This is a genomic window from Mesorhizobium sp. Z1-4 (assembly GCF_004000235.1).
Taxonomy (GTDB): Bacteria; Pseudomonadota; Alphaproteobacteria; order Rhizobiales; family Rhizobiaceae; genus RCIO01.
On sequence record NZ_RCIO01000001.1, the window covers coordinates 1,052,260 to 1,063,403 of the forward strand.

13 protein-coding genes are annotated in these 11,144 nt (G+C 62.2%); 8 read left to right on the forward strand and 5 right to left on the reverse strand.

Annotated elements, in window-relative coordinates; genetic code table 11:
• Nucleotides 1-28: 28 nt before the first annotated feature.
• The 6 genes from ureC to ureG are packed head-to-tail and all read left to right on the forward strand — an operon-like array spanning nt 29 to nt 4,673.
• On the forward strand, nt 29-1,741 hold the full coding sequence (ureC, locus tag EP165_RS05075; RefSeq protein ID WP_127520405.1) for an urease subunit alpha: 1,713 nt from the start codon (nt 29-31) through the stop codon (nt 1,739-1,741).
• A gap of 30 nt (nt 1,742-1,771) precedes the next feature.
• Nucleotides 1,772-2,374 (forward strand): glutathione S-transferase family protein, encoded by a 603-nt coding sequence (locus EP165_RS05080; protein WP_127520406.1) that lies wholly within the window; start codon nt 1,772-1,774, stop codon nt 2,372-2,374.
• Nucleotides 2,371-2,940 carry an urease accessory protein UreE gene (locus EP165_RS05085; RefSeq protein ID WP_127520407.1) on the forward strand — a complete coding sequence of 190 codons (570 nt, stop codon included), beginning with the start codon at nt 2,371-2,373 and terminating at the stop codon, nt 2,938-2,940. The genes EP165_RS05080 and EP165_RS05085 overlap by 4 nt, the downstream gene beginning before the upstream one ends.
• Nucleotides 2,933-3,595 carry an urease accessory protein UreF gene (locus EP165_RS05090; RefSeq protein ID WP_127520808.1) on the forward strand — a complete coding sequence of 221 codons (663 nt, stop codon included), beginning with the start codon at nt 2,933-2,935 and terminating at the stop codon, nt 3,593-3,595. The genes EP165_RS05085 and EP165_RS05090 overlap by 8 nt, the downstream gene beginning before the upstream one ends.
• A complete protein-coding gene (locus tag EP165_RS05095) occupies nt 3,592-4,029 on the forward strand; it encodes a DUF3995 domain-containing protein (RefSeq protein WP_127520408.1) in 438 nt (145 codons plus the stop codon). Before EP165_RS05090 ends, EP165_RS05095 begins: the two co-directional genes overlap by 4 nt.
• Entirely contained in the window at nt 4,026-4,673 is a 648-nt protein-coding gene (gene ureG, locus EP165_RS05100; RefSeq protein ID WP_127520409.1) for an urease accessory protein UreG, read from the forward strand. Before EP165_RS05095 ends, ureG begins: the two co-directional genes overlap by 4 nt.
• Here the strand turns inward: ureG and EP165_RS05105 are convergent.
• The 4 genes from EP165_RS05105 to EP165_RS05120 all read right to left on the reverse strand — a co-directional run bounded on the left by EP165_RS05105 (nt 4,670) and on the right by EP165_RS05120 (nt 7,663).
• Complete coding sequence (locus tag EP165_RS05105; protein WP_127520410.1) at nt 4,670-5,290, reverse strand: nucleoside triphosphate hydrolase; 621 nt, start codon at nt 5,288-5,290, stop codon at nt 4,670-4,672. The two genes, ureG and EP165_RS05105, sit on opposite strands and share 4 nt — an antisense overlap.
• A gap of 119 nt (nt 5,291-5,409) precedes the next feature.
• Nucleotides 5,410-6,438, reverse strand: a complete 1,029-nt coding sequence (locus EP165_RS05110) for a TRAP transporter substrate-binding protein (protein WP_127520411.1) — start codon at nt 6,436-6,438, stop codon at nt 5,410-5,412.
• A 29-nt stretch (nt 6,439-6,467) separates the two neighbouring features.
• The gene (locus tag EP165_RS05115; RefSeq protein ID WP_127520412.1) at nt 6,468-6,839 is read right to left on the reverse strand and encodes a hypothetical protein; all 372 of its coding nucleotides are present in this window, start codon (nt 6,837-6,839) and stop codon (nt 6,468-6,470) included.
• An 80-nt stretch (nt 6,840-6,919) separates the two neighbouring features.
• Entirely contained in the window at nt 6,920-7,663 is a 744-nt protein-coding gene (locus tag EP165_RS05120; RefSeq protein WP_127520413.1) for a GntR family transcriptional regulator, read from the reverse strand.
• A gap of 137 nt (nt 7,664-7,800) precedes the next feature.
• Here EP165_RS05120 and EP165_RS05125 point away from each other — a divergent pair, with 137 nt between their 5' ends.
• Both EP165_RS05125 and hemA read left to right on the forward strand, forming a co-directional pair.
• Entirely contained in the window at nt 7,801-8,934 is a 1,134-nt protein-coding gene (locus EP165_RS05125) for a 5-methyltetrahydropteroyltriglutamate--homocysteine S-methyltransferase (RefSeq protein WP_127520414.1), read from the forward strand.
• Between the two features lie 214 nt (nt 8,935-9,148).
• Nucleotides 9,149-10,363: a 5-aminolevulinate synthase gene (gene hemA / locus EP165_RS05130; RefSeq protein WP_127520415.1), complete on the forward strand. Its 1,215-nt coding sequence runs from the start codon at nt 9,149-9,151 to the stop codon at nt 10,361-10,363.
• An 84-nt stretch (nt 10,364-10,447) separates the two neighbouring features.
• Here the strand turns inward: hemA and pncA are convergent, their stop codons facing one another.
• Nucleotides 10,448-11,047 carry a bifunctional nicotinamidase/pyrazinamidase gene (pncA, locus tag EP165_RS05135; RefSeq protein ID WP_127520416.1) on the reverse strand — a complete coding sequence of 200 codons (600 nt, stop codon included), beginning with the start codon at nt 11,045-11,047 and terminating at the stop codon, nt 10,448-10,450.
• Nucleotides 11,048-11,144: the final 97 nt, after the last annotated feature.

Below are 11,144 nucleotides of genomic sequence, written 5' to 3' on the forward strand. Positions count from 1 at the left end.
AATGAATTTGCCAACAATGTGAGGTGTGATGCCCGCTAAAATCTCACGCACCGACTATGCGGCGATGTTCGGCCCGACGGTCGGCGACAAGGTCCGGCTGGCCGACACCGAGCTTTTCATCGAGGTGGAAAAAGACCTGACGATTCACGGCGAAGAGGTGAAATTCGGCGGCGGAAAGGTCATTCGCGACGGTATGGGGCAGTCTCAGGCTTCCCGCGCGGACGGTGCAATGGACACCGTGATCACCAACGCGCTGATCGTCGATCACAGCGGAATCACAAAGGCCGATATCGGCATCAGGGATGGCCGGATCGCCAAAATCGGCAAGGCCGGCAACCCCGATACGCAACAGGGCGTAACAATTGTTGTAGGCCCGGGAACCGAGATTATTGCCGGCGAAGGCAAGATCATCACCGCTGGCGGCTTCGACGCGCATATCCATTTCATCTGCCCGCAGCAGATCGAGGAAGCGTTGATGTCGGGCCTCACAACCATGCTCGGTGGCGGCACTGGTCCCGCGCACGGCACACTGGCCACCACTTGCACGCCCGGCGCCTGGCATATCGGGCGCATGATCCAGTCCTTCGATGCCTTTCCGATGAATATCGGCCTGTCCGGCAAGGGCAACGCCTCGCAGCCCGCCGCGCTTGAGGAAATGGTGCTGGCGGGCGCCTGCGCGCTGAAGTTGCATGAGGACTGGGGCACTACGCCGGCCGCGATCGACTGCTGCCTGTCGGTTGCAGACGCGCTCGACGTGCAGGTGATGATCCACACCGACACGCTGAACGAGAGCGGCTTCGTGGAAGACACCGTTGCCGCCTTCAAGGGCCGCACGATCCACGCCTTCCATACCGAAGGCGCCGGCGGTGGGCATGCGCCCGACATCATCAAGGTCTGCGGCTTGCCGAACGTGCTGCCGTCATCGACCAATCCGACGCGACCCTACACGGTAAACACGATCGCCGAACATCTCGACATGCTGATGGTGTGCCATCATCTGTCGCCGTCGATCCCGGAAGACATCGCCTTCGCGGAAAGCCGTATTCGCAAGGAGACGATCGCGGCGGAGGACATCCTTCACGACCTTGGCGCCTTTTCGATCATCGCATCCGACAGCCAGGCCATGGGCCGCGTCGGTGAAGTGATCATCCGCACCTGGCAGACCGCCGACAAGATGAAGCGGCAGCGCGGCCGGCTGAAGGAAGAAACCGGCGACAACGACAATTTCCGCGTTCGCCGCTACGTCGCGAAATACACGATCAATCCGGCGATCGCGCATGGCATGTCGAAGGAGATCGGCTCGGTGGAACAGGGCAAGCGCGCCGATCTGGTGATGTGGAACCCGGCATTCTTCGGTGTCAAACCGGACATGGTCATCCTCGGCGGTTCGATTGCGGCGGCACCTATGGGCGACCCGAACGCGTCGATCCCGACGCCGCAGCCGGTGCATATGCGGCCGATGTTCGGCGCTTACGGTAAGGCCATTACCGCGTCGTCGGTGACGTTCGTCTCGCAGGCGGCGATGGATGCCGGGCTGAAGGGGAGCCTCGGCGTCGAGAAAGGCATGGTCGCGGTCGAAAACACGCGCGGCGGCATCTCCAAGGCTTCAATGGTGCTCAACAACGCGATGCCTTTGGTCGAGGTCGACCCCGAAACATACGAAGTGCGAGCCGACGGCGAATTGCTGACCTGCGAACCCGCGACCGAGCTTCCGATGGCGCAGCGCTATTTCCTGTTCTAGATTCCGAGCTCGAACGCCAGGGAGAAATTCATGTATCAAGCCGTCGGATCGCCCGGATCGCGCCTCACGCGCGTCACCTGGATGCTGGAGGAACTCGGCGAGCCCTACGAGATCATCAAGGCCAAGCAGCATTCCGACGTGATGTATCGCTACAACCCGTCAGGCAAGATCCCGGCGCTGGTGGACGGCGATCTGGTGCTGACCGATTCAGCGGCAATCTGCTTTTATCTGGCCGACAAACACGCCGACAAGGGGCTCGGCCCCAGCTCGGTGGAAGAGCGCGGCCTGATGCTCTCCTGGCTTTTTTTCGCACAGGCCGAACTCGAGCCGCCGCTGTGGAACAAGCTCAAGCATCGTCTCATCCTGCCGGAAGAGCTTCGCGTCGATGTCGGGCCGTGGACGAAGATGGAGTTCGACCGCGAGATCGCGACGCTCGAGAAGCGGCTTGGCGACAAACCCTATGCGATGGGCGACCGCTTCACGGCGGCCGACGTGATCATCGGCCATTGCGGCCAGTGGGCGGTCGGCGCCAAATTCGAGGTCGGCTCCGAGACGGTGCGGTCTTATTTCGAGCGCGTGCTTTCGCGCCCCGCCCTTGCCCGGGCCAGGAAACGCGAGGCGGAAGCGGTATGAAACTCGATATCAAGGACGATTTCACCAGCCTGCCGCGTGCCGAACGTTTTGTCCGCGCGGCTGAAGCGGGCAGCGACAAACCCTTCGATTTTGCATTGCTGGCACATGACGAGCGCCATCTGCGCCGCCGCGTCCTGATCCTGTCCGAAGGCGGGCGCGTGCTTGTCGATCTGACGGAGCCGACCGCGCTCGACCATGGCGACCGGCTGATGCTCGAAGATGGGCGCAGCGTCGAGATCAGGGCGGCGGAGGAAGAAGTCTATTCGATCAAGCCGCAGTCGCAGCTGCATCTTGCAGAACTCTGCTGGCACATCGGCAACCGCCATCTGGCGGCACAGATCGAAGCGGAGCGGATCGTGATCCTGCGCGACCATGTCATCCGCGACATGCTTGAAGGTCTCGGCGCCGAAGTTGCGGAAACGGTGGAGCAGTTTCGGCCTGTGCGCGGCGCCTATTCGGGCCATGGACACGATCACGGTCATCACCACGGACACGGCCATCACGGCGAGCCTGACCGTTTCGGCCGGCTGCCCGGCGACCCGCATTACGGACATAACCATGCCTGAGGCGCCGCCCTTGCTACGGCTGTTGGCGTGGCTGTCGCCTGCCTTTCCGGTCGGCAGCTTCAGCTACAGCCACGGGCTGGAAAGCGCCGTGAATGACGGGCTGATCGGCAACCGCGACGAACTTGAGGACTGGCTGTCGGGACTGCTCATCGCCGGCTCGCTGTGGAACGACGCGGTGCTTTCAGCGCATGCGCTGCGGGCAGCAGGCAAACCCGCCGAACTTGCACGGCTGGCTGAACTCGCCGAAGCCCTTGCCGGCTCGGCGGAGCGCCATCTGGAAACGACGAGCCAGGGCCGCGCTTTTCTCGAGGCTGCGCACACCTGGAACGGCGCGGGCATTGATGGCCTTCCCGACAACTGCGCTTATGCCGTCGCCTTCGGCGCAGCGGCGGGAAACGCCGATATTCCGGCTGACGAGGCAATTGCCGGCCTGCTGCAAGCCGCGATCTCCAATCTTGTACAGGCCGCGATCAGGCTTTCCGTCATCGGCCAGAGCGATGCGATACGCGTGGTTGCAAAGCTTGAAAACGAGATCGCGGCGACCGCGCACCGCGCCGTGCAGGCTTCGCTGGACGATCTTGGCAGCGCAACTCTGCTCTCGGAGATTGCGGCCATGCGGCATGAAGTGATGCACACAAGGCTGTTCCGGTCATGATGGCGGTTGGGCTGATTGTTGCCGCGGTGCTGGTCGCACTTGCAGGGCTGCATGCCTATTGGGCGACGGGCGGGGTGTGGCCCGGAACCGACGAAAAAAGCTGCGCGCGTACCATCGCCGGCTTCAAGGGCATCGAAGGGATGCCTTCCAGGCCGCAGGCGATAGCTGTTTCGGCAATCCTGTTCGCTGCTGCCATGCTGGCGCTTCTCCTCGGCAGCGGCGGCGACGTATTGCCCGCCGGGTTGATGCTTCTGGCCGGCACCGCCGCCTCATTCGTCTTCATCGGTCGCGGTGTGCTGGGATACCTGCCGGCGTGGCGGCGCATCACCCCTGAAATGCCGTTTGCGCTTTATGATGTGCGTTATTATTCGCCGCTTTGTCTGGCGCTGGGAGCAGGATTTGCCTTTCTGACAGCATCGGGAGTGACATCATGACCTCATCCAACGGCCCGCTTCGTGTCGGTATCGGTGGGCCGGTCGGCTCCGGCAAGACGACGCTGACCGAGAAGCTCTGCAAGGCGCTGGGGAGCGATTATTCCATCGCCGTCGTGACCAACGACATCTACACGCGCGAGGACGCGATGATGCTGGCCCGCCTGCAGGCCCTGCCGGAGGAACGTATCGTCGGTGTTGAAACCGGCGGCTGCCCGCACACCGCGATCCGCGAGGACGCCTCGATAAACCTTGCCGCGATTGCCGATCTCAACCGCAAATTTCCCGATCTCGACATCGTCTTCATCGAATCCGGCGGCGACAATCTGGCCGCGACATTCTCGCCGGACCTCGCCGATCTGACGCTCTATGTGATCTCGGTCTGCCAGGGTGGCGACATTCCGCGTAAAGGCGGGCCGGGCATCACGCGCTCCGATTTTCTGGTGATCAACAAGGCCGACCTTGCGCCTTACGTGAATGTCGATCTCGACCAGATGACAGCCGACGCCGGGACGGCGCGTAGCGGCCGGCCCTTTGCCTTCACCGATCTATCGCGCGGCAAAGGGGTCGAGGAGATCATCCGCTATCTGGTCGAGTTCGGTGGCTTGCCGGTCCGCGCTGCCGAAAGACGCGCCGCCGCTGGCTAGCTCTCACCACGAATTATTATGTCGGGCTCCAGCCTTGCGGCAATCACGCGCTCGGCATTGGTCATGTCGTTGGAGAACGCCCGTTCGCGGGCCTGCGCTTCGGGCAGTCCGTGATCCAGCCAGCGCTGCACGAGCCGATGCGCCAGCACGCCTCGCGGTACGTCCAGAAAAATGGTCAGGTCGAACGCGTCCTTCAGGCCACGCCACGGCGCCTCATCGAGAAGCAAGTAGTTGCCTTCCACAATCACGATCCGGTCTTGCGCGGCAACGATCGAAGCGCTCGCGCGTGCCAGGTCGGCTGCGCGGTCGAACACCGGTACTGCGATGTCCGCGCCGCCGGTGCGCAAACGCCCCAGCATCGCCTGCAGCCCCTCGAAGTCGAATGTCTCGGGCGCACCTTTGCGTTTGCCAAGCCCGCGTTCGTCGATCACCCGGTTGTCATAGTGAAAACCGTCCATCGGAACGAGGGCAGCCGGCGCTTCCTTGAGAAGTTCGGTCAACTGCTCCGCGAGCGTCGATTTGCCTGAACCCGGCGCGCCTGCAATTGCGACCAGAAACCGGTCGCGTCCTGCCGCCTTGCGAAAAACCGTTGCCGCCAGTTGTGCGATCTCCGACATGCCGCACATGCTGCCGCCAGGCACGGGACCGGTCCAGCAAAAAGAAACAAGAGAGTGGGAACGAAAAAAAGCCGGCCGCGAAATGCGCGGGCCGGCTTTCCTGATACTCTGGCCGAAGCCTACATGCCGCTGTGCTTGCCGATCAGTGTCTTGGCTTCCTCGTAGAGAGCCGCGCCATCCTTGCCCGCGGCGTCCATTTCGGCGATCCAGCTCGCGGTGATGTCGGATGCGGCGTCTTTCCAGCGCTGCGTTTCGGCCTCATCCAGCGTGATGATGTTGTTGCCGTGATCCTGGGCGATCTTGAGCCCGACTTCGTCGCCACCATCCATGACCGCGCCAAACATAGCCGCCGTCTCAATGCCGGAATTGTCGTCGATCACCTTCTTCAGATCGTCGGGCAGCTTGTCGTAGGAGGCCTTGTTCATCGCCACTACGAAGGTCAGCGTGTAAAGGCCGTTGTCGCCCGAGAAGCCGGTGTGGTTGTTGACCAGTTCGGCCACCTTGAGCGCCGGCGTCACTTCCCACGGGATCGTCGTGGCGTCGATCACGCCTTTCGACAGCGCTTCAGGCACCGCCGGAACCGGCATGCCGACGGGTTCCGAACCGAGTTTCTCGAGCAGCTGGTTTACCAGCCGCGACCCGCCACGAACCTTGAGCCCTTTCATGTCCTCCAGAGTGTTGACGGCCTTGGAGGAATGAATGAGACCCGGGCCGTGCGCATGCCAGGCGATGACTTTCACATCGGCGAACTCGTCCTGGCAGTGCATCTCGCAATATTCGTGGAAAGCTCTCGACGTCGCCACGCCATTGGTCATGATGAAGGGCAGCTCAAACACTTCCGTCGAAGGGAAGCGGCCGGGCGTATAACCGATCACGGTCCAGATGAGATCGACGACACCGTCGGTCACCTGGTCGATCAGCTGCGGCGGGGTTCCGCCCAGCGCCATGGCATCGAACTTGTCGACCTTGATACGCCCGCCGGACTCGGCCTCGACCTTTTCGGCCCACGGCACGATCGCCTTGGCCGGAATCGTCGCCTGCGGCGGCAGCATCTGGTGGAAACGCAACGTCACTTCCTGCGCCAGCGCAGTAGCGGTCATGGCGCACAGCGCCGCAGAAGCAATCAGCATCGATCTGAGTTTGATCATGGGTTCCTCCCTGGGTTTTTATGTAACTGTTATATCGTAGAACTGTTTTCCTGAACAGCGGATTTCGGCGCTTGCGCCTTGCCCGCGCCGAGAAGGATGGCGCCCTCGGCGGCGAGGAGCGGGAAATGCAAACTGCGTGTGTTGCCACGCAGTTTCGGCCCGAGCGAACGTCGGCCCGTCGCATACAGCGAAACGTGCAGCGCAGCCCCCTCCACAAGCGCCCAGAGGAACCGCCGATCCTCGCCGTCATCGTCTTCAACCGTAATTCGAAACTGGCTTCGCGGCGCCGGCAGGCACTCGAAAGTCCGGCTGCGCAGAAAAGGGCTGACCGCGGTTGCGATTTCCGCCCGCAGGCACATGCCAACGTCATGGAAGCCGCCATCGACGACGAAATCGATCATGCGCAACCTGCCAACAACCGTCTGAGCCCTGGTTACACAGGCGAGCCGCCATTGCGCTGTCGCGACCACCGGCGGCCCCGCTAACCCGAGACCAGCCGAAGGCCGGGCACACGCTCGGCCAGGGCGGAGTCTCTGATAACGACGTCCAGATTGAGCCTTGCAAGCCGCGCATGCTCGCGCGCCACAGCCTCCGCGCGGGCGCCTTCGCGCATCTCTATGGCATGGGCGATCGCCCTGTGCTGCGCCTGCCCGCTGATCAGCGAGGTTCGAAACTCCGGCATGTCGGTCTGGGCGTTCAAAAATGCACTCGGGCCGGCAAATGGCAGGTGCAGCACATGTTCGATTTCACGCTGGAGCACCTTGCTGCCTGAGAGTACGGCCAGCATGTCGTGGAACTGCGCGTTCGCGCTCACATAGGCGGAAAAGTCGAGCTCGGCAGGTGTCGTGCCAACGATTGTATCCAATCTTCTTACAATCGCCTTGAACGCATCTATGTCAGAACACGAGACGCCACGCTCCGCGGCAAGCCGTGCGGCAGTGCCTTCCAGGACGCCGCGCAGTTCGATCGCGTCATGAACGTCGGCAGCGGTAAATGTGCGCACGGCATAGCCGCCGGAGGGAATGGCTTCTAGGATGCCTTCCCGCCCGAGCCGCGCAAGCGCCGCTCTTACAGGGGTTCGCGAAAGGCCAAGCCTTTCGCTGACGCTGATTTCCGTCAGCCGCTCACCCGGCGCAACCTCGCCGGAATAGACCAGATCGCGCAGGCCAAGCAACGCTTTGAGGGACTGCGACGTGCCCCGCTGCGTTTCATTCGGCAATGCCATTCTGCCTCCCGCCAATGCCCGCCGTGACGGCAAGCGCATGGACTTCGGCACTACAGATTGTATACAAGCTCTTGTCAAGATAATGCCCGCATCAACGCCTTAGGCGGCGGGCGAAACTGAAGTCGGGAGGAATTCGCGTGACGGCACAGGCTCCAGTCAGACCGCCATTTCGCGCAGACCATGTCGGGAGCCTGCTGAGGCCGGACCCGGTCAAACAGGCGCGCAAGAAATTCTATGAAGACAAAAGCATCGACGCCGAGGAACTGGCGGGGATAGAAGACGCCGCAATCCGCGAGGTCGTGAAGCTGCAGCAGGATGCCGGCCTTCCCGTCGTCACCGACGGAGAGATGCGCCGCTCCTTCTGGCACTACGACTTCATGGGCGGGCTGACGGGGCTCGACCTTGAGGAGCGCGACGAGGGCGTGCAGTTTCACGGCGTCAAGCTGCGGCCGATTTTCCCCACGATTACGGACAAGCTCGACTTTCCGGACGATCATCCGATGCTCGAGCACTACAAATTCCTTGCCGGCGTGACCGAGGTGATGCCGAAGATCTCGATCCCCGGACCAAGCTGCAGCCATTTCCGCACGGCGATCGAGGATATTCACGTCAAGGAATACCGCGACGATCCCGAGGCGCTGTTCGCCGATCTCGCCAAAACCTACGCCAAAGCGGTGAAGGCCTTTTACGACGCCGGCTGCCGGTATCTGCAGATGGACGACATCTTCTTCGCCTATCTATGCGACCCGAAACACCGCGCGGCGCGCAAGGCGGACGGGCAGGACCCGGACTGGCTGATCGAACGCTACGCCTGGATGATGCATGGGGCGATCAAGGACCGCCCCGAGGACATGACAATCGGCATGCATATGTGCCGCGGCAATTTCGTGTCCACATATGCCGCCGAAGGCGCCTACGATCCCGCCGCCGACGCGATTTTCAACCAGACCGGCGTCGATATCTATTTCATGGAATACGATACCGAACGGGCCGGCGGCCTCGAGCCGCTGCGCCTGCTGCCAAAGGGCAAAAAGCGGGTGATGACCGGGTTCATCACCACCAAGACTGGCGACCTTGAAGAGCTGGACGACCTGAAGCGCAAATTCGACGAGGCGTCGAAACATGCCGACATAGCCCAGCTCGGCATTGCGCCGCAGTGTGGTTTTGCCTCCACCGAGGAAGGCAACAAGGTCACCATCGACGACGAAAAGCGCAAGCTCGACCTCGTTGTCAGGACGGCCGAGGCCATCTGGGGCGGCGTCGCCACCTGAGCGTCGCCCGGCACGAAAAGCTGTTCGCCTTTCGTTGATTTGACAAAGGTCAAGCCGAGCGGTGAAAAACACCGCTAGGTTCCGGCGCGGCTCGGGCTGCGCCTGGCGAGGGGCAATCCGACGCACCCGCGAAGGGCGTTTCGCCTTGCACGGGCGGCGTTATTTGCCGATATGGAACCAACAGCGACGCCAAGCAGGCGCAAACGAGAGCGTTATGGACTTCGAAGCCTTTTTTGCCACGAAGCTGGATGATCTTCACGCGGAAGGTCGCTACCGGATCTTTGCAGAGCTTGAGCGGCGCGCCGGGTCTTTCCCGTCCGCGACCCGCTATTCAGGCGCCAATACCGACGAAGTTACCGTCTGGTGCTCGAACGACTATCTCGGCATGGGCCAGAACCCGAAGGTGATCGGCGCCATGCATGAGGCGCTGGACAAATGCGGCGCCGGTGCCGGCGGCACGCGCAACATCTCCGGAACCAACCACTATCACGTGCTTCTGGAGCGTGAACTTGCAGACCTGCACAGCAAGGAAGCGGCGCTGATCTTCACCTCCGGCTATGTGTCCAACTGGGCGACGCTTTCGACGCTGGGCGCCAATATCCCCGGCTGCGTGATCTTCTCCGATGCCGGCAACCATGCCTCCATGATCGAGGGCATCCGCCATTCGAAGGCCGAGCGCCGCATATTCAAGCACAATGACGTTGCCGATCTCGACCGGCAACTGTCGGAATACGGGCCCGACGTGCCCAAGATCGTGGCCTTCGAGAGCGTCTATTCCATGGATGGCGACATCGCGCCGATCGAGGCCATTCTCGAGATTGCCGAGAAGCATGGCGCGATGACCTATCTGGACGAGGTTCATGCGGTCGGCATGTATGGCCCGCGCGGCGGCGGTATTGCCGAGCGCGACGGGCTGATGGACCGCATCACCATCATCGAGGGCACGCTGGGCAAGGCCTTCGGCGTGATCGGCGGCTACATCACCGGCTCATCGAAGCTGATCGACTTCATTCGCTCTTATGCCTCGGGCTTCATCTTCACCACCGCGCTGCCGCCGGCGGTGGCTGCCGGTGCGATCGCTTCGATCAAACACCTGAAGACCTCCGACATGGAGCGCCTGCGCCACAAGGAGCGGGTTGCGGCGGTGCGCGCAAGGCTCGATGCGATCGGCATTCCCTACATGCCGAACCCCAGCCACATCGTTCCGGTGATGGTGGGCGACGCCACCAAGTGCAAATGGATCTCCGACATACTGTTGGCCGAGCACGGCATCTATGTGCAGCCGATCAACTATCCGACCGTGCCGCGCAAGACAGAGCGTCTCAGGATCACGCCGACCCCGCTGCACAGCGACGCCGACATCGACAAGCTGGTCAACGCGCTGTCCAATCTCTGGTCGCAATGCGCGCTCGCAAGGGCGGTGGCTTAGACAGGTGTCACGCCGTCATCCTCGGCCCTGTGCCGAGGATCTGTTACCGGTGCAGATGCTCGGGACAAGCCCGAGCATGACGTGTCACACGAGGTTCACACCCGCAGCGCGCATCTTCTCCGTCATCGCGGCAAGTGACCCGCCGAGGTCGATCGCCCGGCAGCCTTCCATCACCACCGTGACCGAGAGACCGAGTTTCACCGCGTCGAGCGCCGAAAAGCCGACGCAGAAATCCGTCGCCAGTCCGGCCATCGTCACTTTCGATATGCCGCGCTCCTTGAGATAGCCGCCGAGGCCGGTGGGTGTCGTATGGTCGTTCTCGAAAAAGGCTGAATAGCTGTCGATCGCCTTGCGAAAACCCTTGCGCACCACCAACTCGGCTTTGGTCCAGTCAAGCCCGGCGTGAAACGCCGCCCCGTCCGACCCCTGCACGCAGTGATCGGGCCATAGCGTCTGTTCGCCATAAGGCATTTCGATGGTGGTGAAGGGGTCGTGCCCGGCATGCTGCGAAGCAAAGCTCGAATGGCCGGCGGGGTGCCAGTCCTGTGTCAGCACGACATGATCAAAGCGCTTGATGAGCCCGTTGATGACCGGCACCACCTGGTCGCCATTTTCGACGGCAAGCGCGCCGCCGGGGCAAAAATCATTCTGCACATCGATCACGATCAGCGCTTCTTTGGACACGGGTCACCTCGTTCGGATTCGTTTTGCGGCAGCGAAGCCGGAATTCTTGGCTTTGACAAGAGCCGCCCCGCTGATATCATTTGCATACGAATGAAAT

Bases quoted from the DNA above. Each gene is read 5' to 3' on its own strand.
- ureC (WP_127520405.1), top strand. From the start codon at position 29: ATGCCCGCTAAAATCTCACGCACCGACTATGCGGCGATGTTCGGCCCG.
- EP165_RS05080 (WP_127520406.1), top strand. From the start codon at position 1,772: ATGTATCAAGCCGTCGGATCGCCCGGATCGCGCCTCACGCGCGTCACC.
- EP165_RS05085 (WP_127520407.1), top strand. From the start codon at position 2,371: ATGAAACTCGATATCAAGGACGATTTCACCAGCCTGCCGCGTGCCGAA.
- EP165_RS05090 (WP_127520808.1), top strand. From the start codon at position 2,933: ATGCCTGAGGCGCCGCCCTTGCTACGGCTGTTGGCGTGGCTGTCGCCT.
- EP165_RS05095 (WP_127520408.1), top strand. From the start codon at position 3,592: ATGATGGCGGTTGGGCTGATTGTTGCCGCGGTGCTGGTCGCACTTGCA.
- ureG (WP_127520409.1), top strand. From the start codon at position 4,026: ATGACCTCATCCAACGGCCCGCTTCGTGTCGGTATCGGTGGGCCGGTC.
- EP165_RS05105 (WP_127520410.1), bottom strand. From the start codon at position 5,290: ATGTCGGAGATCGCACAACTGGCGGCAACGGTTTTTCGCAAGGCGGCA.
- EP165_RS05110 (WP_127520411.1), bottom strand. From the start codon at position 6,438: ATGATCAAACTCAGATCGATGCTGATTGCTTCTGCGGCGCTGTGCGCC.
- EP165_RS05115 (WP_127520412.1), bottom strand. From the start codon at position 6,839: ATGATCGATTTCGTCGTCGATGGCGGCTTCCATGACGTTGGCATGTGC.
- EP165_RS05120 (WP_127520413.1), bottom strand. From the start codon at position 7,663: ATGGCATTGCCGAATGAAACGCAGCGGGGCACGTCGCAGTCCCTCAAA.
- hemA (WP_127520415.1), top strand. From the start codon at position 9,149: ATGGACTTCGAAGCCTTTTTTGCCACGAAGCTGGATGATCTTCACGCG.